This window comes from Candidatus Pelagibacter communis, from assembly GCF_001179925.1.
Classification (GTDB): domain Bacteria; phylum Pseudomonadota; class Alphaproteobacteria; order Pelagibacterales; family Pelagibacteraceae; genus Pelagibacter; species Pelagibacter ubique_E.
In genome coordinates, this window is the sequence record NZ_CVSF01000019.1 from 1 (window position 1) to 24,212 (window position 24,212).

Genomic DNA, 24,212 nt, shown 5'->3' on the forward strand with positions numbered 1-24,212 from the left:
GATTGCTGCTTTGGATTTTTACTTTGATCACTTTACCAATAAAATCATCACTTCCTTCAAATATAAATTTTAAATGTCAGCTAACTTTCATCCTTTGGTATATATAATTGATTATATTTTAGGGGTAATTATGTGGACTTTAATAGGAAGAGTGGCCATGAATATTTTTCAAAGAGAAGACTCTCAATTCTTCTTCATGAAAGTATTTGTTAAATTTACTAATCCACTTCTAAGAATATTCAAACCAATAACACCATCATTTATAATTCAGCCCATAGTGCCATTATATGTAGCTTGGTTTTTCTTTATGATAAGATTTTATTTAATGCCTTGGGTTTTAGGTTATTCGGTAATGGGTATGTTGTCTTTTCCTCTGGAAAGTGAAATTTCGAGACAAATTTACCAATTTTTTAATTCAATTAAATTTTAAAAATTGATACTAGTATGGCTAGTTATCAATGAAAAAAATACAAATTTCACCATCAATTTTATCTGCTGATTTTAGTCAATTAGGAAATGAAATTAAAAGATTAGAAGAGGGTGGTGCTGATATGATACATGTGGATGTTATGGATGGTCATTTTGTACCAAACTTAACTATTGGACCTCCTGTAATTAAAGCATTAAAGAAAAATACAAATATGCTTTTTGATGTTCATTTAATGATTTCTCCAGTACACAAATATATTGATGCATTTGCAGATGCAGGAGCTGATATAATTACAATTCATCCCGAGGCAACGGAAGATTTAGACTCATCAATTTTAAAAATTAAAGAATTTAAAAAAAAAGTAGGAATATCTTTAAATCCAGAGACAAAACTTGATATTATAAGAAGTTACTTAGATAAAATTGATTTAGTTTTAATAATGAGCGTAAATCCAGGATTCGGTGGTCAAAAATTTATGCCAGAAGTTCTAGACAAAATAAAAGAATTAAAAAAAATTCAAATTAACCATAATTTAGATTTTGATATAGAAATAGATGGTGGAATAAATTTTGAAAATTCAAAAATTGCAATTAAAGCAGGTGCAAATATTCTTGTATCGGGGACTACAGTATTCAAAAGTAATAATGGAGATATCAAGAAAAATATTGATTTATTAAAGTCTTGATAGTTAAATGATTTTAAGAAATTCCTTAAATTTCATTCCTCAATTTTTAGAAAAAATTAAAAAACAATTTAGAAGAATTTATTTAAATTCAAATTTATATGACAAAAAAATTTCTAAAGTTGATATTAATGATATAGTTTATAAACCAAGTCCCCATCTATTATCATCTTTAATAAAATACCAGACAAAAAAAATAAATATAAATGATATTGTAACAGAAAACATTTGGGAAAAACAAAATGATAACATTAAAGATTTTAAAAGATTAAATAATTTTTATTGGTTTTTTAGTTTAGATTTAAAATCATCTAAAAAGAATACGCGAAAAATTGTGTCAGATTGGATTAGAAAAAATTTTAGATATAATTCAAAAAGCTGGGAATTCGATTTAACTTCTAAAAGAATTATAGCTTGGCTTTCAAATCACAGCTTAACTATTGAAGAAAGTGATAAACAATATCTAAATCAATTAACTATAACAATTAAAAAACAGACAAATCATTTGATAAATGAAATTAAGAATTCAAAATTAATTGATGATAAAATAATAGGTTGTGCTGCAATAATTTTAGTTGGTTTATGTTACAAAGATAAGAAAAACTATCTTCCGTTTGGTTTACAATTATTAAAAAAAATATCAAAATTATCTTTTGACAATTTAGGATTTCCAAAATCTAGAAATATCAAACAATTAGTATCTTATTTGAAATATTATATTTTAATTAGAGAATGGTTCAAAGAAGCACAAGTAGAAATTCCTGAACAAGTTAATGAGACAATTTATTATTTAGGTCAAGGTTATGCATTTTTGTGGCAGAATATAAAATCAGATATTCTTATGAACGGTAATAATATTTCTAATAATTTTGAGTTTGATCAGTATTTGAAAAGATTCGGATATAATTTTAAAAATGAAAATAAAGAATTGGGAGGTTATGCGGTTTTACATAACAATAAAACATCTATCATAATGGATATTGGTCCCTCTCCTTCATCTAAATTTTCTGCAAAATATCAATCTGGAGCACTTTCATTTGAAATAAATGTTAATGGAAAAAAATTAATTAGTAATTGTGGATATTATGAAAGTAAAAACAATAAATTAATTGAATTATCCAAATCAACTGCAACCCATAGCACTTTAGTGATTGATAATAACTCTTCATGTTATCATAAAAAAAACAAAAAAAATTTTTATATAAATCGAGGTTTAAAAATTCTGAAGAAAGAGATAATTTTTGAAAAAAATTATTGGAAAATAAATGCTTCTCACGATGGATATCATAAAAAATTTAATACAATTCACGAAAGAGAAATAGAGTTCTATCCCAACGAATTTAAATTTATAGGTACAGATAAAATTCTGATAAAAAAAATAAATTTAAACATAAAATTTGATATTCGATTTCATTTAGAACCAAATGTAAAACTAATGAAAACCCAAAACAATAAGGCAATCCTCATAGAATTAGATGATGAAGGATGGAAATTTACTTGTAATAAATTTGATATTAATATTGATAATGGATTATATTTTGGTATTGAAAATTCTTATACACAAAATCAAAATATTTTTATTTCTGGAATTACAAGTAACCAAAATGAAAATATTATATGGCAATTAAGTAAAATTTAATGAATAGAATAAAAAGAGCCCTAATTTCTGTATCAGATAAAACAAATTTAAAGCCTCTATTGAATATTTTAAAAAAAAATAAAGTTGATATCATTAGTTCTGGTGGAACATTTAAAGAAATTAAAAAATTAAAATTTAAATGCACAGAAGTATCAGAATACACGGGCTTTTCGGAAATTTTGAATGGAAGAGTAAAAACTTTACATCCTAAAATTCATGCAGGAATTTTAAACAAAAGAAACAATAAATCTCATACTAAAGATTTGAATAAAAATAAATTTAAAAACATTGATCTCGTAGTTGTAAATTTTTATCCTTTTGAAAAGATTTTAAAAAAAACTACAAATCATCAAAAAATTATTGAAAACATCGATATAGGTGGTCCAGCTTTAGTCAGATCTGCAGCTAAAAACTATAAAGATGTAACTGTCATTACTTCAAGCTCCCAATATGATAATTTTATTAAAGAAATGGTTAAATTTAAAGGCTCAACATCAATAAAGTTTAAAAAAAAGATGTCAAAAGTAGCTTTTATGGAAACTGCTTACTATGATGCAATTATTTCAAATTACTTCAATAAAATTCAAAATGATAATTTTCCACAAAAAAAAATTATTTATGGAAATTTAATTGAAAAATTAAGGTATGGGGAAAATCCTCATCAAGAAAGTGCTATCTACTCACAAAATAATTTTTTAAAAATAAAAAAAATTCATGGAAAACTTTTAAGTTTCAACAATTATAATGATATTTTTTCCTCTTTAACAATATCTAAATCTCTCCCAAAAAATAGAGGAGTAGTGATTGTCAAACATTCAAATCCATGTGGAGTATCAATTTTAAAAAATAATATAGAATGCTTTAAATCGGCTCTTACATGTGATCCAGTAAGCGCTTTTGGTGGAATAGTCTCTTGTAACTTTAAAATTAATAAAAAATTAGCTTTAGAACTTAATAAATTATTTCTCGAAGTAGTTATTGGAAATGGATTCGATGCTAGTGCTATTAAAATTTTAAAAAAGAAAAATAATTTAAGATTGATTGATGCTTCGAATTTTACTCTTTCTGAAATATTAAAATTTAATTCTGTGGATAAAAATATTTTGGTTCAATCAGAAGATAAGAAAATTTTCACTAGAAATGATTTTAAAATTGTATCAAAAAGAAAGCCAACAAAAACACAATTAAGTGACTTAATATTCGCTTTTAATATTTGCAGATATGTAAAATCTAATGCAATAGTTTTAGCATCCAACAGTTCAACAATAGGTATTGGTTCTGGTCAACCCAGTAGATTAGATAGTTGTCAAATAGCAATAAATAAAATGAAAAAGTACAAAAATTTATCCTCAAATATTGTTGCAGCATCAGATGCATTTTTTCCTTTCGTAGATGGAATTGAAAAATTAATACAATCAGGTGTTAAAGCTGTAATCCAACCATCCGGATCTATAAGAGATAAAGAAATAATAAAATTTGCAAATCAAACTAATACTGTTCTGTTATTCTCTAAAACTAGACATTTCAGACATTAAGAATTTGATCAATTTTAGCTGCTAAAATAAAATCATTTTCAGATAAACCCTCAATTGCATGAGTAGTAATATTAATTCTTACATATCCCCAACCAAAAGTTATGTCAGGATGATGACCTTCTTTTTCAGATATATCACTAACATTATTTACAAAATTTTGACTATCTTTAAAATTTTTGAATTTAAAATTTTTTTCTAAAAAATAATTTTTTTTTTCATTAGGTTTAATATCCCAACCATCAACTTTTTTTTGGTATTTATGGATTTCACTAACATCTAAAGCTGATACACCACCCTCACATGGAATACATCTTTTATTTATTAAATCATTCATAATTTATTTTAAAATTAACATCATAATTAAAATTATCAAAAACAAAATAATTAATTTCTTAAAAAATTTTTTTTTAAAAAAAATTATCAAATCTATAGGTAAATAATATTTACTTGGTATGTCATCTTTTGAACAATGTATATCTATCCAAGTTGTATTTCTTAAAGAATATAAAAGTATAAAATTTTTTCTTGATAACCATTTACCGTGAATATCATTTCCAAATGGACCGGCAGAATGTGCTGGAAAAGAGTATTTAATTTTGTCTTTCCCTAAAAATAAGACATTGTTTTTATATTTTTGATTTACATTAGATCCACAAACTATTTTATAAGAATTGTAGTTTTTATTATTAACTATTTCATGAAAAATTTCACTGTTATAACATTCAACAGAAAAATAATTGGGATAAATATTTTTTTTGAAAATTTCAGAAAGTATTTTATAATCATAATTTTCTACATCTATTTTAATATAATACGGACTCCCATATTTTTTTATAAGTTCAATTAAGTTTTTTGAAGGAAGTTTTGTTTTTATAAAATGATTAATTAGTTCTTTTTTTGGTTCTGGAAACTGACTTAATACATCTGCATCTTTATGAATATAAAAATCTTTCTCATAATCATCTCTATCAACTGTAATTATAAAATTTTCTACAACTAATCTTCCTTTTAAAATTTCTTCTTTAAATTTATCAGTTATTTGTTTACAAAGTTTTGGATTTGCCTCTACTGCTACAACAAGGTCAGATTTCATAAGATAATAACTGATATTATCTCCATTGTTAGCACCTAGATCATAAATTATTTTTTTCATATTTAGGTTGGAGCGGGCAAAGGGGGTCGAACCCTCGACCTTCTCGTTGGCAACGAGACGCTCTACCACTGAGCTATACCCGCAATTAGAAATACTATAGTTAGCCATTTTTTTTAATTCAAGCAATATTAAATGTGATATATTTTTATTATGAAAAAAGATGAATTGCCGAATATTATTCCAGTATTCCCCTTAAGTAACTTCATAATATTCCCAAAAACTACAGTGCCCCTTAATATTTTTGAGCCACGTTATATTGAAATGATTAATGATAGTATGAAGACAAATAAGTTTATTGGAATGATACAGCCTAAAAATTCAAAAAATTCTGAAATAGCCACTCCAGAACTTTATAAAATTGGTTGTCTAGGCAAAATAACAAGTTTTAAAGAGTTAGATGATGGAAGATACCTAATCGATTTAAAAGGAATTATAAGATTTAAAATTATTAATGAAGTAAAAACCGAAAAACTCTACAGAAAATGTGAAGTAAATTTTAATGATTTTTTAAATGATCTTGATGAAAAAAAAGAAAACTTAAAATTTTCTGATTTAGAATTAATTTTTAAAGATTTAAAATTATTATTTGAAAAAAGAGGATTTATAATAAATTGGAAAGCACTAGAAAAACAAAGTCTTGATGAAACAATTAATGCATTAGCTATGGCTTCTCCATTTAGCTTAGAAGAAAAACAAGTTCTTTTGGAAGCAATAAATTTGGATCTCAGAAAAAATAAGATAGCAGAAATTTTATCTACATATACTTATGATGAATATCAAAACACGACTCTTCAATAATTTTAAATTCTAATACCGTTATCCGCAAATTTTTTAAAAAAATTATTAATTGTTTTATTCTTACCGATAATATTTACAGACTTGATTAAAAAATCAGAGCTTATTTTTCTCTCAAAATTAAAAAATTCATAAACCCAATCAATGGCTGTAGAAAAAATATAATTTTTGTCTTGTGAAATTTTTTGAAACTCTCGACAAATTGAACTATCTATATCCAGACCTAAATCAATTTTTTTATTAATCAAATTAGATAAAATTTTGATATCTCTTATAGACATATTATATCCCTGCCCAGCTAATGGATGAATTTTATGAAGTAGATCTCCAAACGCCAAAATATTATCTTTATAATATTTTCTTAAATTAGATGACTTCAATTCAAAAGAACTATAGTCATAAATTTTTGTAATTGAATAAATTGGGTTATATTTTTTAATTAGATTTTTAATATCAGGATAATAATCTTTTTTTTTTGTCTTAAGTGAATAAACCACAGAAGTTTGAGTTTCAGAAATTGGTAAAAAGGCTATTGGACCATTATTAGTAAAATTTTGATACGCTGTATTATTATCATTTATTTTTTTATGATTAATAATAGTTGTATATGCGTAACTATTATAATTTTTTTCTAACCTGTTAGAAAAAAACTTTTTTGTAATTAAGTGATTTGAATCACAATTTATTATTAATGAATATTTCTTTTTTAAAGTATCAATATTAACTTTATTTGTTTTAAATTTTATTAAAACGTTCTTTTTCAATTTACTAGTAAGCAGTTCTTGTAATTTGTGATTCTTAATTATTGAAAAAATTTGCTTGTTATTATTATCAAATTTTAAAATCTCTTGGTTAAAGTTTTTTTCAGTATAAATCTTTATTTTATTAATTTTCCACAATATTTTTCCAATTTCCATCACATCAACATTAAAGTAATCAATATTTGATTTTGAGATACCTAATGTTCGGTATTTATTAGGTTTAATTTTTTTTTTATTTATAAAGATATCTACCGCTAATTCTTTTTTAATTAGTACGTTTGCTAACGTTAAACTAACTAGACCATTACCAATAATGCAAACTTTCATAACAAATTAATTTTAACAATAAAAATTAGATGATACAAAGTGTTAAATTTGATTCATTAAAATGAAAATTAAGAAAATAACGATTACAATTATACAATTCTGTCTCAATCGAGTAATTGAAATCTTAGGCGTCTCAATATCTCTAGCTGGGCTTTTATTACTAGTCGCACTGATTTCTTACTCGCCAGAGGATCCAAATTTTATATTTCCAGAAAATATGGAAATAAAAAATTTTTTAGGATTTCAAGGTAGTTTTATTTCAGACCTTTTTTTTCAATCAATAGGGATAGTTTCATTTTTGATTTCTGTAACATTTTTTTTCACAGGAATTACTGTTTTCAAAAATAAAGACTTTTTTATAATTATTGAAAATACTTTTTTTGCGATTATTTACTCTCTTTTTGGAGCTTTATTTTTTAATTTTTTTTATGAAAATGCCTTTAGGTTATATATTAACGGAAACGGTGGGTTTGTTGGACAATATTTGAGTCAAACTTTTGTTGGTGACCTTGTTAATTTACAAACCACTATTTCATTCTATTTTTTAATTATATTAATTTTAGCTTTATTTTTAATAAGTATTAATTTTAATCCTAGAAAATTTTGGTTTTTTTTGAAAAAAACTACAAATTATTTCAACAGAAACAATAATAAATCTTATACAAATAAAAATGAAATCATTAATGAATACATACCTCAAGACGAAATTAAAAATTTAATACAGGAAGATCTACCCTTTATAAAAGCTGAAAAAATTAAAAATAATGAAAAAACTAAATTTCAACTTCCAAACATAGATTTATTGAAAATTCCTACCAAAAAAGAAAGGGGGAATTCATCAAAAGAAGAAGCAAAAGATCCAGAATTTCTAGAAAAAATATTATTAGATTTTGGCGTAAATGGTAGCATTAAAAAAATAAGCCATGGACCTGTAGTCACATTAAATGAATTTGAGCCAGCAGCAGGAGTTAAGGTATCAAAAATAATTAATTTGTCAGATGATATTGCAAGGAATACCAGCTCAGAATCTGCTAGAATTTCGACTATTCCAGGAAGTAATACTATTGGGATAGAATTACCAAACTCTTCCAGAGAAAATGTTTATTTGAGCGAAATTTTAGAAAATAACAATTTTAAAAAAAAAGAAATCAAATTACCAGTAGCATTAGGAAAAAATATTTCCGGAACGCCAATGGTAGGAGATTTATCTTCAATGCCTCATTTGTTAATAGCTGGAACAACAGGTTCAGGTAAATCAGTTTGTGTAAATACAATTATTCTATCTCTTCTTTTCAGACATAGTCCGGAAAAATGTAAATTTATTTTAATTGATCCAAAAATGTTAGAACTTTCTACTTATGAAGGTATTCCACATTTATTATGTCCTGTAATTACAGAAGCAAAGAAAGCTGCGTCTGTTCTTGGTTGGGTAGTTAAAGAAATGGAAAGCAGGTATCGATTGATGACTAAAGAAGGTGTTCGAAATATTGATGGCTATAACGCAAAACATAAATTACCAATGCCATATATAGTTGTGGTGGTTGATGAAATGTCAGATTTAATGCTTGTGGCAGGTAAGGAAATTGAAAATTACATTCAAAAATTATCTCAAATGGCTCGAGCTGCTGGAATTCATATCATTATGGCAACTCAAAGACCTAGTGTAGATGTAATTACTGGAACAATTAAAGCAAATTTCCCCACTAGAATTTCATTTCAAGTAACATCCAAAATAGACAGTAGAACAATATTAGGAGAACAAGGAGCTGAACAACTTCTTGGTAAAGGAGATATGCTTTATATGTCATCAGCAAATAGAATTTTAAGAATTCATGCACCTTTTGTTTCAGAAAATGAAATTGAAAAAATAAATAATTTTCTTAGATCACAAGCAGAACCAGATTATGTAGATGAAATTTTGAATTTTGTTGACGAAAAAGAAATCAATGATGGGTCTAAAAATACTGGTGATAAAGATGAACTCTATCAAACAGCCTTAGAAATAGTGAAATCTGAAGGCAAAGCATCAACGTCATTTTTACAAAGAAAATTACAAATCGGCTATAATAGAGCTGCAAGGATCATTGATATGATGGAAGATGAAGGCATAGTAAGCAAAGCTAATCATGTCGGTAAAAGAGACGTGCTTAAATGAAAAAGATATTGGTAATTTTTTTATTGATTAACCTCGATAACGTTGCTTCTGGATCAATTAAGGAGAATATAATCAATAATTTGATAAATATTAATAATTTAAGTTTTAACTTTGAACAAAACATTAATGGTAAAGTTGAAACAGGGAATTGTGTTATTGAATATCCAAAAAAAATTTTTTGCAAATATAATATTTCAAGTAATAAAATTTTAGTTTCAAATGGAAAATCTATTGTAATTAAAAACGATTACGGAAGTTATTATCGATATGGAATAAAAAAAACACCATTTAATTATTTACTTGATAAAAGTTTTTTAATTAATGAAATAAGAAATTTAGATGAAAGAATAGTAGATAATAAATTCATTAATTTTACAATTCTTAAAGATGAAAATGAAATAAATATTTTTTTTAATAAAAAAAATTTTAATCTTATTGGTTGGCAAACTCTTGATATCTATCAAAATTTGAATATTACTTATTTATCTTCTCTAAAAAAAAATCAAAATATAAATCAAAACATCTTTAAACTTCCGCCAGTAAACTAAAGTTCAATAGTCTCATTTTTGTATATTTTCATACCTCTTGCTAAATAATTTTTTAATGCATTTTTATGATCAAGAGTGCACGTATGAACCCAAACCCTTTTCAAATTTTTTTTTTCAAAACATTTTTTTATCGCTGTTGAAAGTAAATAGCCTCCCAATTTTTTATTATGATACTCTTCTAATAAACCAAAATACGCTATCTCAATTTCATTTGAGTCATCATGGAAAATTAATTCAAAATAGCCTGCAAGATCATCGCTTACTTTTAAAATATATGTTTGAACTTTTGGATCAGATGAATATTTAATCCAATCTGAATCAGACCAGACAAGTCTATCTATCCATCTATGTTTTTTTCCAACATTTTTATAAAAAAATTTATTGATTTGAAAATCATTAGGTTTAACAATTTTTATTGAACAACTTATTTTTGGGGGGAAGCTTTCCACTAAAGCATTTAATGACTTTATTTCTAAATAATTTCTATTAATTGTTTCTTTCACTCAACCATTTTGCCAACGCTTTCACCTCCAAACAAATGAAAGTGTAAATGAGGTACTTCTTGGCCTCCATGCTCACTGATGTTTGCTAATGTTCTATAACCTTTACCAGTATCGACTGATATGCCTAATTTTTTTGCAACAATATTGATTCCTTTTAAAAGTCCAACTATTTCATCTGGCGAAGCTTTTTCACTAAAATCATCTAGATCGGTGTATTTGCCCTTAGGAATTACTAGTGCGTGTACTTTTTTCTGTGGGTTAATATCATGAAATGACAATACGTAATCATCTTCATAAATTTTTTTACAAGGAATTTCCCCTTTTAAAATTTTAGCAAAAATATTATTTTCATCGTAACTCATTTTTTTCTTCTATTAAGTTCTTGCATTATATCCTCAATTTTTACATCATTTGCTTCTAGATACATTGTCAAATGATAAAAAACATCTGCGGCCTCATGAATTTTATTTGAATTGTTTTCTACTGCCTCAATAAGTTCATTAATTTCTTCTAGAACCTTTTCTTTACTCAAAGATTTATCACTGAGTAATTTGTTTGTATAAGATCCATCTACAGGAGATTTTTTTCGCTCTCTAGCTAGATTAAATAAACTTTCTAAAGTATTTAGCATACTAAATTCTAACAGGTATTCCTTTTGAGTCCAAATAATCCTTTGCTTCTTTCACAGAATGTTTTCCATAATGAAATATAGAAGCTGCTAAAACTGCACTAGCTTTTCCTAATTTTATTCCATCGACTAGGTGATCTAAATTACCAACCCCACCTGATGCAATTACTGGAATATTTACTTCACTTGAAATTTTTGACATCAAATCAATATCATAACCTACTTGGGTTCCATCTCTATCCATAGAAGTTACTAATAATTCTCCTGCACCATTCTCTTGCATTTGTTTTGCATACTCCAATGCATCAATACCACTATTATTTCTTCCTCCATGAGTGAATACTTCCCACTTATCTCCATTTTTTTTTGCATCGATAGCAACAACAATACATTGTGATCCAAATTTTTTTGCACTATCAATAACAACTTTTGAATTTTCTACTGCAGCTGTATTTATAGAAACTTTGTCAGCACCACAATTAAGTAGTTTACTAATATCTTCTACATTTCTAATCCCACCACCTACTGTTAAGGGAACAAAACATTTTTTTGAAGTTTTCTCTACAACATCATAAATAATATCTCTATTTTCATTCGATGCTGTAATATCTAAAAAACAGATTTCATCTGCACCGCCATCGCTATAAATTTTAGCTTGTTCAACTGGATCTCCTGCATCTTTTAAATTAACAAAGTTTATTCCCTTTACAACTCGACCATTTTTGACATCTAAACAAGGTATAATTCTATTTTTTAACATTTTTTCTTTTTTTTGCTTTACTTGGTAATAAACCTTTATTTACCGCCCTCGCTCTTTCAGAAAATCCAAGCTTCTCTCCATTTTTAATTTTTCTTTTAATTGTAGATAGTTTTGCAACCATAATTCAATCTATTTCTCGAGTTAATTCATCAAGTTTAATATCACCGTCATAAATGGCTTTTCCAACTATTATACCTTCGATATTTTTTAAACTCTTTGCTATTTTAATATCATCTAATGAAGAAACGCCACCAGATATAATCACAGGACAATTAGATATTTCAGAAACTTTTGATGTTTCATCAAAATTTGGACTTTGTTTCATACCATCCCTATTAATATCAGTATAAATTATTCTACTTACACCATAATCATTTACTTCTTTTAAATAATCTAAAGTAAGTTGATTAGAATTTTCTTTCCACCCAGATACTGACAAATAGCCGTCTTTAGCATCTAACCCTAAAGCAATTTTATTTGGAAATTTTTCACAAGCGTCTTTTAAAAAATTTTTATCTTTTATGGCAGCACTTCCTAAAATAACTTTTTCAACACCGGCATCAGTATACTTCTGAATACTTTCAAAATTTCTGATACCTCCACCAATTTCAATTTTAAGATCAAATTTCGTGACTATTTCTTGAATAATATCTAAATTAACTGTTTCACCAGTTAAAGCTCCATCTAAATCAACTATATGTAAGTTTTTAAAACCATGATCATAATATTTACCTGCTTGTTCAACTGGAGACATTTCATATTCAGTTTTGTTAGCAAAGTCTCCTTTGACCAACCTCACACACTTTTTATCTTTAATATCTATTGCCGGAAATATTTTCATTTTGTGTATTCTTTATATATTTGCTCTCTTTGCTCTTTATTCATACCTTTTGTTTTTTCTACAAACTCATTTCTAAGTTCTCTTGTTTTGAATATGTAGAAGCAAACTGTATCACTACTGTGATATATGGCCTTTAACTCATCATCAATCTCATTTAATTCTGCTGGTATAACAGTTTTAATACAAATCATTTTATAAACTTATAAAATTATCAATTATTTTAAGTCCAGATTTATCGCTTTTCTCTGGGTGAAATTGGGTTCCAAAGATATTTTCTTTTTCAACAGAACAAACAATATTTGAAGAATAATCTGTTGTTGCTGAAATTACATTTTTATCTTCTGGAACAAATTCATAACTATGAACAAAATACATATGAGAATTATTTTCTACATCTTTAAAAATTTTACTCTCTTTAACAATGTTAATTTGGTTCCAACCGATATGAGGAAGTTTATATTTTCCATTTTGATTATCTATTTTTGATACTTTGCCTGATATCCAACCAAGACCCCTAGTTTCTGTTTCTTCGTAACCAATATCTGCAAACATTTGTAATCCAACGCAAATACCAAAAAGAGGTTTCTTATTTGTTATGGCAAATTCGTTAAGTGTATCTATAAGACCCTCAATTTTGTTTAAAGCATCTACACAGCTTTTAAATGAGCCCTGCCCTGGCAAAACAACTTTATCACTTGATTTAATTTTATTTAAATCTGAAGTTACCTCAATATTTACTTTATCTTTTGCAACTTCCTCAAAAGAATTTATTACCGAGCAAATATTGCCTGAATTATAATCAACAATTGTGACGTTCATTAAACTTATAAAGAACCTTTGGTAGACGGAATTGATTTCTTATTCCTAGGGTCCATTTCCAATGCGGTTCTTAAAGATCTTGCTAGTCCTTTAAAGCAAGACTCAATAATGTGGTGACTGTTGTCACCATAAATATTTTCAATGTGTAGTGTAATTCCAGCAGCTTGAGAAAATGCTTGAAACCATTCTTTAAATAATTCTGTATCCATTTCACCAAGCTTTTCTACTTTAAGCTTTACCTTCCAAATTAAATAGGGTCTGTTTGACACATCAATTGCAACTCGTGTTAGTGTTTCATCCATAGGTATCATTGCATGCGCATATCTTTTAATTCCAACAAACTTTTTAGAGGCTTTTTTTAAAGCTTCTCCAATCGCAATACCTGTGTCTTCAGTAGTGTGATGCAAATCAATATGCGTGTCACCTTTAGCTTTAATATTCATATCTATTGAAGAGTGCTTAGATAATTGTTCAAGCATATGATTTAAAAACCCTATCCCTGTGTCAATTTTATATTTACCTTTACCATCAATGTTTAAATCAACGCTGATACTAGTCTCTTTTGTTTTTCGGCTAATTTTACCTTTACGTGTCATAATTAAAAACAGGTATACATATATTATCCAAATATGGCAATAATACTAAACTTGGGCTTGAACTATCAAATTTAATATCCATTTATAAGCTATGACAACGATTGTGTTAGTAAGAAAAAATGATGAAGTAGTTGTAGCTGGGGACGGACAAGTAAGCATGGGAAATACTGTTGTAAAAAGCACAGCTTCAAAAGTGAGAAAAATTGATAAAAGAGATGTGGTCGCTGGTTTCGCTGGATCTACTGCAGATGCTCTAACTTTATTTGAAAGACTAGAAGGCAAACTTGAAAAACATGCGGGTAATTTATCAAGAGCCGCTGTTGAATTAGCTAAAGATTGGCGAACAGATAAATATTTAAGAAGATTAGAGGCATTAATGGCAGTTGGAGATAAAAATAATAGTTATATCATTTCAGGGACTGGTGATGTTTTAGAGCCTGAAGGAGATGTCATAGGTATTGGTTCTGGAGGAAATTATGCTTTAGCTGCTGGTAAGGTTTTGATGGAAGGAAATATGTCTGCTGAAGAAATAGCAAAAAAATCAATTAAAGTTGCTTCTGATATTTGCGTATTTACTAATAACAATGTTAAAATTGAAAAAATATAATGGATAATTCAAACGTTACACCATTACATCCAAAAGAAAAAAATCAAAAAGAAGAGTCATCTCTTGTAAGCTCATTGTCTCCAAGAGAGATAGTTTCTGAATTAGATAGATTTGTTGTGGGTCAAAATAAAGCTAAAAAAGCAGTTGCAGTTGCTTTACGAAACAGATGGAGACGTCAAGCACTCAAAGGTGAAATGAAAAACGAAGTCTTGCCAAAAAATATTTTAATGATCGGGCCAACTGGAGTTGGTAAAACAGAAATATCTAGAAGATTATCAAAACTAGCTGAGGCCCCTTTTGTAAAAGTTGAAGCAACAAGATTTACAGAAGTTGGTTATGTTGGAAGAGATGTTGAACAAATTGTAAGGGACTTAATTGAAATTGCAATTTCGATGGAAAAGGTAAAAAAAAGAAAAGAAGTTTATGCTAAAGCACAAAAAGCCGCTGAAGAAAAAGTATTAGATGCGCTTGTAGGTAAAAAAGCAAGTTTAGCAACAAGAGAAAGTTTTCGTAAAAGACTTAGAAGTGGTGACTTAGATGATAATGAAATAGAAATTGCTGTAAGCGATGCTGGTTCCAGTGGGGCATCATTTGAAATTCCAGGAATGCCAGGTGCAAATGTAGGTATGATCAATATTGGAGAGATGATCGGTAAATCTATGGGCAATAAAGAAAAGAAAAAGAAAATGAGTGTAAAAGAATCTCATGAAATTTTAATCAACGATGAATCTGATAAATTAATTGAACAAGATAAGATTGTAAAAGCTGCAAAATTATCAACTGAAAATAATGGTATCGTTTTTCTAGATGAAATAGATAAAATTTCTGCAAGAACTGATAGAGTTGGGGGCGATGTTTCAAGAGAGGGTGTACAAAGAGATTTATTGCCTTTAATTGAAGGAACAACAGTTAATACAAAACACGGCCCAATTAAAACTGATCATATTTTATTTATTGCATCTGGAGCATTTCAACTTGCTAAACCATCAGATTTACTTCCAGAACTTCAGGGAAGATTGCCTATTAGAGTGGAACTAGAAGCTTTGACCAGTGAAGATTTTAAAAGGATTCTAAAGGAACCAGATTATAGTTTGATTAAACAATATGTTGCTTTATTAAAAACTGAAAATGTAGATCTTGAATTTTCCGACGATGGCATAGACACAATAGCAAAGATTGCATCAGAAGTTAATGCAACCGTAGAAAATATTGGTGCAAGAAGACTTCATACTATTATTGAAAAAATCTTAGACGATATAAGTTTTACTGCAACTGATAGAGCAGGAGAAAAAATTATAATCAATAAGGAATATATAAACAAAAATTTAGACAATTTAGTAAAAGATACTGATTTATCAAAATTTATTTTATAGTTTCTTTTTCAAATAAATATAAAAAGCTCCGCTCCCACCATCTTGAATATCAGCACTTTTAATCTCTATAATTTTTTTTTTTAGCTCAGAATTATTTTCTATAAATTCTGGAACTGAATATTTTAATATTCCTAGATCTTTAGAAACGTAAGGATCATTATCAATATTTGAGTGAAGTCCTTTCCCGGTAACAACTATTATTTTTGAAATGCCGTTTTCGTATGAGTCAAGAATTAATTCTTCAATAGCTTGGTTTGCCTCTTGTAAAGTAAAACCGTGAAGATCTATATTCTTAATTTTTGAAATTTTTTTTTTATTTGATTTCAAATCCTTATTAGGTAATTTTTCATTACTAGTTAAAAAATTTTCCCATGCTTCTTTATCTTTGTTTGAAATTTTATCGTTCAATTACGTAAGAGTGTCTACTAATTGCCAGTTTGGATTGTTTGATCTCATGTCCCTCGAAAAAACCCAAGTATCATAAATTTTTTTGATCTTTTCAGGATCTCCCGAAACAACGTTTTTATCTTTATCTTTAATACAAGTTATTATTTCACTCACAAAATCAACTGTTACATTTAAAAATTTATCAATTTTTTTATGTTCCTTTATTTTCGCAGAGTTCACTCCAATAAAAGTTATTTCAGCAAAATGACCTCTCTTACTTCTTTCTTTCAAAGCTTCTTCAAATTGATCATGAATTTTTTTACTTAGTAGTGGTTTACTTGCAATTAGTTTGTTATCATTGTCACTAAAGTCAGTTATAATTGTCTCATAAGCAATCTTAGCACCTTTTAAAAACTCCTTTTGAGCATCATCATCAAAGTTCTCTTTATTTAAAATTTTTTGTTCAGTTTGAATATTATTTAATACCTTCTCAAACTGGGATGGTGCTTTGCCCTGAAATCCTGTTCTTTTTCCTAAAATTCCCCTTAATCTCAAAAAAATAAATCCTGCGATCATCGCAAGCAATATTATGTCAATATACTCAAAACTATAATTCATTACCTAAATGTAATTACTATGTTGAATAATTTCAACTAACAATTACATTAAAGACAAATGAACTCAGTTTTATTATCAATAATATTAATTCCAATTTTAGAAATTTACTTATTTATAAAAATCGGCTCACAAATAGGCGCTTTTAATACAATTTTATTAATATTCATAACAGCAATCATTGGAGTTTATTATGCAAAATATGAGGGTTTGAACACCATTAGATCAGGTTTTATGCAAATGGTTAGAAACGAAGTTCCCGCATATGAAATAATTTCTGGTGCTGCCATCGCTTTTGCAGCATTTTTATTGATTATCCCAGGCTTTGCAACAGACTTGTTGGGTTTTTTATTAATATTTCCATTTACAAGAAAATTATTATTAGGAAGTTTATCAAATAAAATTAAAAAAAACTCACCGGGGAAAAAAAATTTTATTGAGGGCGAATATGAAGATATAGATGATAATGATGACAGAAAAATTTAAAATACTTGCAAATTACATAAAAGATATGTCAAGTGAAACTCCTGACATAGAAACTTTTTTATTTGTTAAAGAAAATATTTCAAAATATCAGCTTAATATCGATATTACATCTAAAGCTTTAAAAAATAAGTTAATTGAAATTAATACTACCTTAAAATTTGAAGACAAAGAACCAAATGAAAAAAAATCATATTTTGAAATAATTTATGCAACAATTATTAGGGTAGATGATGATGTGAAAGAAAAAGAAGATCTTCAAAAAATCATACTATGTGAAGTTCCAACAAAAATTTACCCTGATTTAGAAAATTCATTTCTCAATTTAATTCATAATTCTGGACACCCTGCTATAAAATTAGAAAAAAAAATTGATTTTAACAAACTTTATAATGAAAGATTTAATTAAAATAATTTTTTTTTAAGTCTTTTTTTAAATATTCTTTATGATTTTTTAATTCCTCAGAAGTGGGTTTAACAATTTTTTTAAAATATACGATATTTTTTTTATCTACAACTTTTAGTTCGTTTTCTTGATTTTGAAAATTTAAAGTCGGTTCTTTTTGATCAATTAGATTTATATAAACTTTTGCTAATAGATCACAATCAATCAAAGCAGTATGTTGAACTCGTTTAGAATTATCAATCCTATATCTTTTACATAATGCATCAAGACTAAGCGATGATCCTGGAAATTTTTCTCTAGCTAATGTAAGAGTATCTACTACTTTGTTATCTATCTTGTCCATTTTGAGAATTTCTAATTCATGGTTTAAATGTGCTAAATCAAATTCAGCATTATGTATAATTAATTTTTTTCCTTTTATAAATTGAAGAAATTCCTTAACTATTTCTTTAAATTTTTTTTGTTTTGAGAGAAAATCATCAGAATATCCATGAACTTGGAAAGCTTTCTCAGAAACCTTTCTCTCAGGATTTAAATAACAATGAAATTTTTGTTTTGTAGGAATTTGATTGTCCAGCTCAATACAACCTATTTCAACAATTCTGTGACCTTCCTTAACTGATATGCCAGTTGTTTCAGTATCTAAAACAATCTCTTTCATCGTAAAATATTGTTTAATATATCCCTGACCTTTTTACGAGCAGAATTTTTATTAAAATCATTTTTAATAACATAATGAGATTTTTTTCGTTTATATCTTGTAGAAAATTGAAGTCTTTTTAGTTTTTTATAAATTAATTTATTAAAATTTTTTCTTTCTTTAATTTTTTTATACACTTTAGATTTATTTGATTGGATAAAAATAATTATATCTTTTTTCTTATTTAACTTATTTTCTAAATATAGCGGAATATCTAAAATAACTATTTTTCTATTTTTATTATTCTTAAAAAAAGTTAATAGATTTTTTCTTACTTCAGGGTGAACAATTGATGAAATTTTTTTTATATTGTTACTATTTTCAAGAATTGCATTGATTAACTCCTTTTTTTTAATTGGAAATTTAAAGAAAAATCTTGGTAATTTTTCCTTTAATTTATAAAAAATTTTTTTATTTTTTGAATAAATCTTAACAACTTCTTCATCTGCACTGAAAACGGGATATCGAAATAGTTTAGATATAAATGTTTTGCCCGAGCCTATTTCTCCAACAAGTGCTATTTTAATCATTATATAAATAATCTATTAGTTTTTTATCAATTTTGGGTGTCAAATTATGCCATAAATCAAAAGATTTTTGAGCTTGATAAAGAAACATATCTTTTCCATTGATTATTCTATGACCTAATTTTTCAGCTTTTAACAAAAATTCTGTTTTTGGTGGATTGTATATTAAGTCATAAAAAATTTTATTACTTGATATTAAGTTTAAGTTTAAATCTAAATTTTCTCCTTGTTTAAGACCAACACTTGTAGAATTAATATATAAATCGCAATCTTTAAGTTTTCCCCATTCAAGAATTTCAACAAAATTAAAATTTTTTTTAATTTTTTCTGCATTTAAATTAGTTCTATTGGAAATATATATCTTACCTACTTGTAATTTTTTTAAAGCACAAATAATAGAAGGCACAACTCCCCCTGCACCAAATATTAAAACATTTTTATTTTTTAAATCAAAATTGTTTTTAATAATTGATTGTTCAAAACCAAAAGTATCTGTGTTTTCCCCATGAATTTTGCCTTGTTTATTAAATATTGTATTTACAGAATTGGTTTCTTTAACTATATCTGATCGTGTCTCTAAAAAAGGTATAACAATTTGTTTATACGGAACTGTAATATTCATTCCATAAATCTCTCCTTTTTTAATTTTGTTGATAATACTTTTTATTTCTTCCTCTTTTGGAGCAATTTTTTCATAATAAGCATTAATATTGTTTTCCTTAAACCAATAATTATGAATTTTAGGCGATAAAGAATGTATTATGGGATTTCCAATAATTATGTGTTTTTTCATTTAATTAAAATTAATTAAGTACTCTTTTATTTTTTTAATAGGTAGGCCCATAATGGTATCCTTATCTCCCTCAATATTTGAAAATAACGTTTTTCCAATTCCCTCTATTTGATAAACATTATAAGAGAATAAGGCATCATCACTTATCTTTGAAAGATAAGTTTTTAATTCATCTTCTGAAAAATTTTTCATAGTAAGCTTAGCTTTATCAGTAAAATTCCAAATCATACTTCCATTTTTTGATATACAAACAGAACTAATTAAATAATGAGATTTATTATTTAAATCCTTCAAAATACTTAAAGCTTTAATTCTATTCTCTGGCTTAGAGATAATGTTTCCATTTAAGTCTATTACACTATCTGCGCCAAGAACTAGTTGGTCTCTAAATTTAGTGCTAATTTTGTTTGCTTTTACTTCTGCTAAGTTTTTAGATATCAGTTCAGGTGAAGCTTTATTATTGATTAATGAAACCTTAATACTTTCCTCATCTACATTGGAAGGGACAACCTCACATTTAATATTGTTTAAATCAAGAATTTCTTTTCTTACTTTACTTTTAGATGCTAATATAATCTTATTCATTATTTTTGACTATATATTTCATAAATTTTAATTATTGATGCAGCCGTTTCTTCAACTGATTTTCTTGTTACATCAATAGTGGGCCAACTATATTTTTTAAATGTTTTTTTTGCATCTTCAATCTCCTTCTGAATATTCTCAATATTTGTATATTTTTTATTATCTGTTTCTTTAAGAGAGCTCATTCGATTTTTTCTTAAATCTACTAACCTTTGTGGTTCTGTATTAAGACCAACAACACAACTAATTTTTGGATTATCTTTCAAAACTTTTGGAATGGAGTTTTCGTTCACTAATGGAATATTGGATGTTTTATATCCTTTGTTTGCCAAATATATTGATGTTGGAGTTTTGCTTGTTCTACTTACTCCTAATAAAATTATATCTGATTTTCCAACTTCGTTAATTAGATTTCCATCATCGTGATTCATGGTAAATTGAATTGCTTCTATTCTTTGATAATATTCTTCATTTAAAACATGTTGGCCACTAGGTTCATTGGACGCTTTTTGATTTAATAATTTTGAAAAACTCAAAATTAAATTTCCAAGAACACCAAAACATGGAAGGCCTTTATCTTCACTTTGATTAGCAAGAAATTTTGCCAAATTATTGTCCACTATAGTGTATAAAATTATTGAATTATCATTTTTTTTTGCAACTTCTAATATTTTTAAAATTTGATTTTCTGTTCTTGTGAAAGGAAATTCATTTACTTTATATTCAATATTCTTAAATTGTGCTTTTAAAGCTAAAAAAATTCTCTCTAATGTCTCACCAGTAGAATCAGAAATAAGGTAAATTTGATAGGTATTACTCATGTATAAAATGTTAAATATTTTGTATTATTTACTAATATTCTCTCATTTAAATTGTATTTAAATATTTATTGTAAAAATTTTATATTATTCACAATAATAAACATGTTAATAAAATAATACATGTTTTGAATAAAATTCTAAAATAGTAATATTAACAAGTAATAACAATCATTTTTGCAATATTTAAATAAAATAAATAGTTAATAAATGGTGTGTAAAAATTAATTATCGCAATTAACAAGATATAATACTAATACAAATATATATTTTATTATTTAAATGACTCCTATTAACGAAGTAATACTAAATAAAAAAACTTCTATAAATCCTATTTGGATTATGAGGCAAGCTGGTAGGTATTTACCTGAATTTAGAGAAATAAGGTCTAAAAATACGAATTTTATAGAGCTATGTTTAAATGAAAAATTATCTGCTGAAATAACTTTACAACCTCTAAAAAGATTTGACTTGGACGCTGCAATAATTTTTTCTGATATTTTGATGCTTCCATATGGTTTAGGTCAAAAAGTAGAGTTTAAAAGAAATTTTGGTCCAATTTTGGAAAAGATAAATCTTGATCAAATTAGTAAAATTGATGAGATAGATTTTGTAGAAAAAATTCATAAGATATATAAAATAATAAAAAATGTAAGTGAAAATAATCTTTTAATTAATAAAAATACAATTGGATTTGTAGGAGCGCCCTGGACTCTTTTGGTCTATATGATCAATCAGCAGTCTCCAAAAAATAAACTTAAAAAAGATTTTTTTAAAGATGAATTTTTAATAAATAGAGTTTTATTAATTATTGAAAAATTTTTAAAGATTCATATAAAAAATCAAATTGATAATGGCGCAAATCTAATACAAATTTTTGATAGTTGGGCTGGTTTACTTGAAGAGAAAGACCTACCAAATTTTGTATATACACCTACACTTAATCTAGTTAATTATGTTAAATCTTTAAATGTTCCAGTTATTTGTTTTCCTCGCGAAATAAAAAACTATAAAGAATTTTGTGAAATTGTAAAACCAGATGTTATTAACATTGATTATAATGTTGATCCCAAAGAGATTAGTAAAAATATTAAAATTCCAGTTCAAGGAGGATTAGATCCCAAAATATTATTGACTGATAAAGAAACTTTAAAAAGAGAAGTTGTAAAGTATTTAAATATTTTTAAAGATCATCCTTATATATTTAATCTTGGTCATGGAATTTTACCGGAAACCAACCCTGAAATGGTTGATTATCTCGTGAAATTGGTAAAAAATTATAAATGAAAAAAGCTGTTATTTTGTTTAATTTAGGTGGGCCAGATAATTTAGATAATGTAGAACCATTTCTATTTAATTTATTTTTTGATCCTGCAATCTTAAATTTACCAACTTTTTTAAGGTATCCTTTAGCTAAAATTATTGCGAATAGACGAGCCCCAACAGCCAAAAAAATTTACGGGGAGATAGGTGGGGCTTCTCCAATTTTAAAATTAACCGAGATGCAATCAGGCGCATTAGAGTCAAAACTTAATAGTGACGATAACTTATCTGAATATAAATGTTTTATAGTTATGAGATGTTGGTATCCAAGAGCAGAAAATGTTATTAATAAAGTAATAGATTATAATCCCGATGAAGTAATTTTAATGCCTTTGTATCCACAATATTCTGCTGCAACGTCTGGATCCTCAATAAAAGAATGGAAAGAAACATGTAAGAAAAAAAAATATAATGTAAAAACAAGTACAATTTGCTGTTATCCTACAGATAACAATTTTATATCAGCCCATACAAATGAAATTTTTAAAGTTGTAAGAAATTTAAAGAATTACAAATTAATTTTTTCTGCACATGGTTTACCAGAAAAAAATATTAAAAATGGAGATCCATACCAATGGCAAGTTGAACAATCGGTAAATAAAATCGTTAAAACACTTAATATTGAGAATTTGGATTGGATATTAAGTTACCAAAGTCGTGTAGGACCCTTAAAATGGATTGGACCTTCAACTGATGATATTATTATTGAAAACTCAAAATTAGGAAAACATATTGTATTAGTTCCAATAGCGTTTGTTTCTGAACATTCAGAAACTTTGGTTGAATTAGATATAGAATATAAAGAGTTAGCAGTTAAAAATGGTTGCAAAAATTACTCTAGGGTTCCTGCATTAGGAATAAATAAGAATTTTATAAAAGCTATGTCAGATTTAATAATTAATAAATCAAACTATAACTTTAATGGGAAAATTTTTCCTCCTAAGATACAATGTCCCAATAAATTTAATAAATGCCCATGTTTAGATTATGAATAGTTATCTTTTATTTAAAAGCCTTCATTTAATTGCTGTAATTTCATGGATGGCTGGTCTTTTATATTTACCTCGAATCTTCGTTTATCACTCAGAAAACAACCACGAAATTATCACAACTGTATTTAAGACGATGGAGAGAAAATTGTATTACTTTATTATGACACCAGCAATGATCTTAAGCTGGTTGTTCGGATTAGTATTAATTCACGAAATAGGTTTTGATCAATTGATAAATTTATGGTTACAATTAAAGCTTTTTTTAGTTATCATTTTAACTGGATATCATTTCTATTTAGGTTTTTTGCTAAATAAATTTAAATTTGATCAAAATAAAAAAACCTCAAAATTTTATAGATATATTAATGAAATACCCACTTTATTACTAATTTTAATAGTATTTATTGTAATTTTTAAGCCAATCTAGGGTT

General features: G+C 26.5%; 33 protein-coding genes and 1 tRNA gene. 14 read left to right on the plus strand and 20 right to left on the minus strand.

The annotated features are described in order from the left end of the window. Positions 1 to 73: 73 nt before the first annotated feature. The 4 genes from AMN70_RS01095 to purH are packed head-to-tail and all read left to right on the plus strand — an operon-like array spanning position 74 to position 4,286. Positions 74 to 430 carry a hypothetical protein gene (locus AMN70_RS01095; RefSeq protein ID WP_075501174.1) on the plus strand — a complete coding sequence of 119 codons (357 nt, stop codon included), beginning with the start codon at positions 74 to 76 and terminating at the stop codon, positions 428 to 430. A gap of 28 nt (positions 431 to 458) precedes the next feature. Next, the gene (gene rpe / locus AMN70_RS01100; RefSeq protein WP_075501175.1) at positions 459 to 1,115 is read left to right on the plus strand and encodes a ribulose-phosphate 3-epimerase; all 657 of its coding nucleotides are present in this window, start codon (positions 459 to 461) and stop codon (positions 1,113 to 1,115) included. A 7-nt stretch (positions 1,116 to 1,122) separates the two neighbouring features. After that, complete coding sequence (locus AMN70_RS01105) at positions 1,123 to 2,751, plus strand: heparinase II/III family protein (protein ID WP_075501176.1); 1,629 nt, start codon at positions 1,123 to 1,125, stop codon at positions 2,749 to 2,751. After that, entirely contained in the window at positions 2,751 to 4,286 is a 1,536-nt protein-coding gene (gene purH, locus AMN70_RS01110) for a bifunctional phosphoribosylaminoimidazolecarboxamide formyltransferase/IMP cyclohydrolase (protein WP_075501177.1), read from the plus strand. The genes AMN70_RS01105 and purH overlap by 1 nt, the downstream gene beginning before the upstream one ends. On the opposite strand, the gene AMN70_RS01115 is transcribed toward purH, so the two are convergent. The 3 genes from AMN70_RS01115 to AMN70_RS01125 all read right to left on the minus strand — a co-directional run bounded on the left by AMN70_RS01115 (position 4,276) and on the right by AMN70_RS01125 (position 5,522). Beyond that, positions 4,276 to 4,620 (minus strand): 4a-hydroxytetrahydrobiopterin dehydratase, encoded by a 345-nt coding sequence (locus tag AMN70_RS01115; protein ID WP_075501178.1) that lies wholly within the window; start codon positions 4,618 to 4,620, stop codon positions 4,276 to 4,278. The two genes, purH and AMN70_RS01115, sit on opposite strands and share 11 nt — an antisense overlap. 3 nt (positions 4,621 to 4,623) lie before the next feature. After that, positions 4,624 to 5,439 (minus strand): FkbM family methyltransferase, encoded by an 816-nt coding sequence (locus AMN70_RS01120; RefSeq protein ID WP_075501179.1) that lies wholly within the window; start codon positions 5,437 to 5,439, stop codon positions 4,624 to 4,626. Between the two features lie 8 nt (positions 5,440 to 5,447). Then, a tRNA-Gly gene (locus tag AMN70_RS01125) sits at positions 5,448 to 5,522 on the minus strand. A 67-nt stretch (positions 5,523 to 5,589) separates the two neighbouring features. On the opposite strand from AMN70_RS01125, the gene AMN70_RS01130 reads away from it, so the two are divergent. Next, entirely contained in the window at positions 5,590 to 6,237 is a 648-nt protein-coding gene (locus tag AMN70_RS01130) for an LON peptidase substrate-binding domain-containing protein (protein WP_075501180.1), read from the plus strand. A gap of 2 nt (positions 6,238 to 6,239) precedes the next feature. Here AMN70_RS01130 and AMN70_RS01135 read toward each other — a convergent pair whose 3' ends face one another. Then, positions 6,240 to 7,322 carry an FAD-dependent monooxygenase gene (locus AMN70_RS01135; RefSeq protein WP_075501181.1) on the minus strand — a complete coding sequence of 361 codons (1,083 nt, stop codon included), beginning with the start codon at positions 7,320 to 7,322 and terminating at the stop codon, positions 6,240 to 6,242. 61 nt (positions 7,323 to 7,383) lie between these two features. Here AMN70_RS01135 and AMN70_RS01140 point away from each other — a divergent pair, with 61 nt between their 5' ends. Continuing rightward, the gene (locus AMN70_RS01140) at positions 7,384 to 9,477 is read left to right on the plus strand and encodes an FtsK/SpoIIIE family DNA translocase (RefSeq protein ID WP_075501182.1); all 2,094 of its coding nucleotides are present in this window, start codon (positions 7,384 to 7,386) and stop codon (positions 9,475 to 9,477) included. Beyond that, entirely contained in the window at positions 9,474 to 10,025 is a 552-nt protein-coding gene (locus AMN70_RS01145; protein ID WP_075501183.1) for a LolA family protein, read from the plus strand. The genes AMN70_RS01140 and AMN70_RS01145 overlap by 4 nt, the downstream gene beginning before the upstream one ends. Here AMN70_RS01145 and AMN70_RS01150 read toward each other — a convergent pair. The 9 genes from AMN70_RS01150 to hisB are packed head-to-tail and all read right to left on the minus strand — an operon-like array spanning position 10,022 to position 14,172. Continuing rightward, entirely contained in the window at positions 10,022 to 10,528 is a 507-nt protein-coding gene (locus tag AMN70_RS01150; protein WP_075501184.1) for a GNAT family N-acetyltransferase, read from the minus strand. The two genes, AMN70_RS01145 and AMN70_RS01150, sit on opposite strands and share 4 nt — an antisense overlap. After that, positions 10,525 to 10,890 (minus strand): histidine triad nucleotide-binding protein, encoded by a 366-nt coding sequence (locus AMN70_RS01155; protein WP_075501185.1) that lies wholly within the window; start codon positions 10,888 to 10,890, stop codon positions 10,525 to 10,527. Before AMN70_RS01155 ends, AMN70_RS01150 begins: the two co-directional genes overlap by 4 nt. Further along, a complete protein-coding gene (hisE, locus tag AMN70_RS01160) occupies positions 10,887 to 11,159 on the minus strand; it encodes a phosphoribosyl-ATP diphosphatase (protein WP_075501186.1) in 273 nt (90 codons plus the stop codon). Before hisE ends, AMN70_RS01155 begins: the two co-directional genes overlap by 4 nt. A gap of 1 nt (position 11,160) precedes the next feature. After that, on the minus strand, positions 11,161 to 11,916 hold the full coding sequence (hisF, locus tag AMN70_RS01165; RefSeq protein WP_075501187.1) for an imidazole glycerol phosphate synthase subunit HisF: 756 nt from the start codon (positions 11,914 to 11,916) through the stop codon (positions 11,161 to 11,163). Then, on the minus strand, positions 11,903 to 12,037 hold the full coding sequence (locus tag AMN70_RS05715) for a hypothetical protein (RefSeq protein WP_256998015.1): 135 nt from the start codon (positions 12,035 to 12,037) through the stop codon (positions 11,903 to 11,905). Before AMN70_RS05715 ends, hisF begins: the two co-directional genes overlap by 14 nt. Positions 12,038 to 12,040: 3 nt before the next feature. Beyond that, positions 12,041 to 12,757 carry a 1-(5-phosphoribosyl)-5-[(5-phosphoribosylamino)methylideneamino]imidazole-4-carboxamide isomerase gene (gene hisA, locus AMN70_RS01170; protein WP_075501188.1) on the minus strand — a complete coding sequence of 239 codons (717 nt, stop codon included), beginning with the start codon at positions 12,755 to 12,757 and terminating at the stop codon, positions 12,041 to 12,043. Continuing rightward, complete coding sequence (locus tag AMN70_RS01175) at positions 12,754 to 12,948, minus strand: hypothetical protein (RefSeq protein ID WP_075501189.1); 195 nt, start codon at positions 12,946 to 12,948, stop codon at positions 12,754 to 12,756. Before AMN70_RS01175 ends, hisA begins: the two co-directional genes overlap by 4 nt. Position 12,949: 1 nt before the next feature. After that, positions 12,950 to 13,576, minus strand: a complete 627-nt coding sequence (gene hisH / locus AMN70_RS01180) for an imidazole glycerol phosphate synthase subunit HisH (protein ID WP_075501190.1) — start codon at positions 13,574 to 13,576, stop codon at positions 12,950 to 12,952. 5 nt (positions 13,577 to 13,581) lie between these two features. Continuing rightward, positions 13,582 to 14,172, minus strand: a complete 591-nt coding sequence (gene hisB / locus AMN70_RS01185; RefSeq protein ID WP_075501191.1) for an imidazoleglycerol-phosphate dehydratase HisB — start codon at positions 14,170 to 14,172, stop codon at positions 13,582 to 13,584. Between the two features lie 91 nt (positions 14,173 to 14,263). On the opposite strand from hisB, the gene hslV reads away from it, so the two are divergent. Together hslV and hslU are read left to right on the plus strand one after the other, a co-directional pair. Beyond that, complete coding sequence (gene hslV, locus AMN70_RS01190; RefSeq protein WP_075501192.1) at positions 14,264 to 14,779, plus strand: ATP-dependent protease subunit HslV; 516 nt, start codon at positions 14,264 to 14,266, stop codon at positions 14,777 to 14,779. Further along, entirely contained in the window at positions 14,779 to 16,152 is a 1,374-nt protein-coding gene (gene hslU / locus AMN70_RS01195) for an ATP-dependent protease ATPase subunit HslU (protein WP_082255046.1), read from the plus strand. Before hslV ends, hslU begins: the two co-directional genes overlap by 1 nt. Here the strand turns inward: hslU and AMN70_RS01200 are convergent. Both AMN70_RS01200 and AMN70_RS01205 read right to left on the minus strand, forming a co-directional pair. Next, positions 16,147 to 16,560, minus strand: a complete 414-nt coding sequence (locus AMN70_RS01200) for a Smr/MutS family protein (protein WP_075501193.1) — start codon at positions 16,558 to 16,560, stop codon at positions 16,147 to 16,149. The two genes, hslU and AMN70_RS01200, sit on opposite strands and share 6 nt — an antisense overlap. Further along, positions 16,561 to 17,157: a Tim44/TimA family putative adaptor protein gene (locus AMN70_RS01205; RefSeq protein WP_075501194.1), complete on the minus strand. Its 597-nt coding sequence runs from the start codon at positions 17,155 to 17,157 to the stop codon at positions 16,561 to 16,563. 57 nt (positions 17,158 to 17,214) lie between these two features. On the opposite strand from AMN70_RS01205, the gene AMN70_RS01210 reads away from it, so the two are divergent. Both AMN70_RS01210 and AMN70_RS01215 read left to right on the plus strand, forming a co-directional pair. Continuing rightward, positions 17,215 to 17,640, plus strand: coding sequence for an FxsA family protein (locus AMN70_RS01210; protein WP_075501195.1), 426 nt, complete (start codon positions 17,215 to 17,217; stop codon positions 17,638 to 17,640). Further along, positions 17,624 to 18,046 (plus strand): protein-export chaperone SecB, encoded by a 423-nt coding sequence (locus AMN70_RS01215; RefSeq protein WP_075501196.1) that lies wholly within the window; start codon positions 17,624 to 17,626, stop codon positions 18,044 to 18,046. The genes AMN70_RS01210 and AMN70_RS01215 overlap by 17 nt, the downstream gene beginning before the upstream one ends. Here AMN70_RS01215 and dnaQ read toward each other — a convergent pair. From dnaQ to AMN70_RS01240, 5 genes are read right to left on the minus strand one after another with little or no spacing between them, the layout of a single operon-like run. Next, positions 18,039 to 18,704, minus strand: a complete 666-nt coding sequence (gene dnaQ / locus AMN70_RS01220) for a DNA polymerase III subunit epsilon (RefSeq protein ID WP_075501197.1) — start codon at positions 18,702 to 18,704, stop codon at positions 18,039 to 18,041. The genes AMN70_RS01215 and dnaQ overlap by 8 nt on opposite strands. Further along, positions 18,701 to 19,273, minus strand: a complete 573-nt coding sequence (gene coaE, locus AMN70_RS01225; RefSeq protein ID WP_075501198.1) for a dephospho-CoA kinase — start codon at positions 19,271 to 19,273, stop codon at positions 18,701 to 18,703. The genes dnaQ and coaE overlap by 4 nt, the downstream gene beginning before the upstream one ends. After that, a complete protein-coding gene (gene aroE, locus AMN70_RS01230; RefSeq protein WP_075501199.1) occupies positions 19,266 to 20,063 on the minus strand; it encodes a shikimate dehydrogenase in 798 nt (265 codons plus the stop codon). The genes coaE and aroE overlap by 8 nt, the downstream gene beginning before the upstream one ends. After that, positions 20,064 to 20,651 (minus strand): Maf family nucleotide pyrophosphatase, encoded by a 588-nt coding sequence (locus AMN70_RS01235; RefSeq protein WP_082255047.1) that lies wholly within the window; start codon positions 20,649 to 20,651, stop codon positions 20,064 to 20,066. It lies immediately after the preceding gene. Then, a complete protein-coding gene (locus AMN70_RS01240) occupies positions 20,648 to 21,469 on the minus strand; it encodes a pyruvate, water dikinase regulatory protein (RefSeq protein ID WP_075501201.1) in 822 nt (273 codons plus the stop codon). The genes AMN70_RS01235 and AMN70_RS01240 overlap by 4 nt, the downstream gene beginning before the upstream one ends. 279 nt (positions 21,470 to 21,748) lie before the next feature. On the opposite strand from AMN70_RS01240, the gene hemE reads away from it, so the two are divergent. The 3 genes from hemE to hemJ are packed head-to-tail and all read left to right on the plus strand — an operon-like array spanning position 21,749 to position 24,208. Then, positions 21,749 to 22,753 (plus strand): uroporphyrinogen decarboxylase, encoded by a 1,005-nt coding sequence (gene hemE / locus AMN70_RS01245; protein ID WP_075501202.1) that lies wholly within the window; start codon positions 21,749 to 21,751, stop codon positions 22,751 to 22,753. After that, a complete protein-coding gene (gene hemH, locus AMN70_RS01250) occupies positions 22,750 to 23,784 on the plus strand; it encodes a ferrochelatase (protein WP_075501203.1) in 1,035 nt (344 codons plus the stop codon). Before hemE ends, hemH begins: the two co-directional genes overlap by 4 nt. Next, positions 23,777 to 24,208 carry a protoporphyrinogen oxidase HemJ gene (gene hemJ / locus AMN70_RS01255; RefSeq protein WP_075501204.1) on the plus strand — a complete coding sequence of 144 codons (432 nt, stop codon included), beginning with the start codon at positions 23,777 to 23,779 and terminating at the stop codon, positions 24,206 to 24,208. The genes hemH and hemJ overlap by 8 nt, the downstream gene beginning before the upstream one ends. Positions 24,209 to 24,212: the final 4 nt, after the last annotated feature.

Excerpts from the sequence above, each read along its gene's own strand:
- coaE (WP_075501198.1), bottom strand. The coding sequence starts at position 19,273 with ATGATTAAAATAGCACTTGTTGGAGAAATAGGCTCGGGCAAAACATTT.
- hemJ (WP_075501204.1), top strand. The coding sequence starts at position 23,777 with ATGAATAGTTATCTTTTATTTAAAAGCCTTCATTTAATTGCTGTAATT.
- hslU (WP_082255046.1), top strand. The coding sequence starts at position 14,779 with ATGGATAATTCAAACGTTACACCATTACATCCAAAAGAAAAAAATCAA.
- hemH (WP_075501203.1), top strand. The coding sequence starts at position 22,750 with ATGAAAAAAGCTGTTATTTTGTTTAATTTAGGTGGGCCAGATAATTTA.
- purH (WP_075501177.1), top strand. The coding sequence starts at position 2,751 with ATGAATAGAATAAAAAGAGCCCTAATTTCTGTATCAGATAAAACAAAT.
- AMN70_RS01205 (WP_075501194.1), bottom strand. The coding sequence starts at position 17,157 with ATGAATTATAGTTTTGAGTATATTGACATAATATTGCTTGCGATGATC.
- AMN70_RS01240 (WP_075501201.1), bottom strand. The coding sequence starts at position 21,469 with ATGAGTAATACCTATCAAATTTACCTTATTTCTGATTCTACTGGTGAG.
- dnaQ (WP_075501197.1), bottom strand. The coding sequence starts at position 18,704 with ATGAAAGAGATTGTTTTAGATACTGAAACAACTGGCATATCAGTTAAG.
- hisB (WP_075501191.1), bottom strand. The coding sequence starts at position 14,172 with ATGACACGTAAAGGTAAAATTAGCCGAAAAACAAAAGAGACTAGTATC.
- AMN70_RS01140 (WP_075501182.1), top strand. The coding sequence starts at position 7,384 with ATGAAAATTAAGAAAATAACGATTACAATTATACAATTCTGTCTCAAT.
- hslV (WP_075501192.1), top strand. The coding sequence starts at position 14,264 with ATGACAACGATTGTGTTAGTAAGAAAAAATGATGAAGTAGTTGTAGCT.
- hisA (WP_075501188.1), bottom strand. The coding sequence starts at position 12,757 with ATGAAAATATTTCCGGCAATAGATATTAAAGATAAAAAGTGTGTGAGG.
- hisF (WP_075501187.1), bottom strand. The coding sequence starts at position 11,916 with ATGTTAAAAAATAGAATTATACCTTGTTTAGATGTCAAAAATGGTCGA.
- aroE (WP_075501199.1), bottom strand. The coding sequence starts at position 20,063 with ATGAAAAAACACATAATTATTGGAAATCCCATAATACATTCTTTATCG.
- AMN70_RS01120 (WP_075501179.1), bottom strand. The coding sequence starts at position 5,439 with ATGAAAAAAATAATTTATGATCTAGGTGCTAACAATGGAGATAATATC.
- rpe (WP_075501175.1), top strand. The coding sequence starts at position 459 with ATGAAAAAAATACAAATTTCACCATCAATTTTATCTGCTGATTTTAGT.
- AMN70_RS01175 (WP_075501189.1), bottom strand. The coding sequence starts at position 12,948 with ATGATTTGTATTAAAACTGTTATACCAGCAGAATTAAATGAGATTGAT.
- AMN70_RS01115 (WP_075501178.1), bottom strand. The coding sequence starts at position 4,620 with ATGAATGATTTAATAAATAAAAGATGTATTCCATGTGAGGGTGGTGTA.
- AMN70_RS01135 (WP_075501181.1), bottom strand. The coding sequence starts at position 7,322 with ATGAAAGTTTGCATTATTGGTAATGGTCTAGTTAGTTTAACGTTAGCA.
- hisE (WP_075501186.1), bottom strand. The coding sequence starts at position 11,159 with ATGCTAAATACTTTAGAAAGTTTATTTAATCTAGCTAGAGAGCGAAAA.
- AMN70_RS01215 (WP_075501196.1), top strand. The coding sequence starts at position 17,624 with ATGACAGAAAAATTTAAAATACTTGCAAATTACATAAAAGATATGTCA.
- AMN70_RS01130 (WP_075501180.1), top strand. The coding sequence starts at position 5,590 with ATGAAAAAAGATGAATTGCCGAATATTATTCCAGTATTCCCCTTAAGT.
- hemE (WP_075501202.1), top strand. The coding sequence starts at position 21,749 with ATGACTCCTATTAACGAAGTAATACTAAATAAAAAAACTTCTATAAAT.
- AMN70_RS01095 (WP_075501174.1), top strand. The coding sequence starts at position 74 with ATGTCAGCTAACTTTCATCCTTTGGTATATATAATTGATTATATTTTA.
- AMN70_RS01105 (WP_075501176.1), top strand. The coding sequence starts at position 1,123 with ATGATTTTAAGAAATTCCTTAAATTTCATTCCTCAATTTTTAGAAAAA.
- AMN70_RS01155 (WP_075501185.1), bottom strand. The coding sequence starts at position 10,890 with ATGAGTTACGATGAAAATAATATTTTTGCTAAAATTTTAAAAGGGGAA.
- AMN70_RS05715 (WP_256998015.1), bottom strand. The coding sequence starts at position 12,037 with ATGGTTGCAAAACTATCTACAATTAAAAGAAAAATTAAAAATGGAGAG.
- AMN70_RS01145 (WP_075501183.1), top strand. The coding sequence starts at position 9,474 with ATGAAAAAGATATTGGTAATTTTTTTATTGATTAACCTCGATAACGTT.
- AMN70_RS01210 (WP_075501195.1), top strand. The coding sequence starts at position 17,215 with ATGAACTCAGTTTTATTATCAATAATATTAATTCCAATTTTAGAAATT.
- hisH (WP_075501190.1), bottom strand. The coding sequence starts at position 13,576 with ATGAACGTCACAATTGTTGATTATAATTCAGGCAATATTTGCTCGGTA.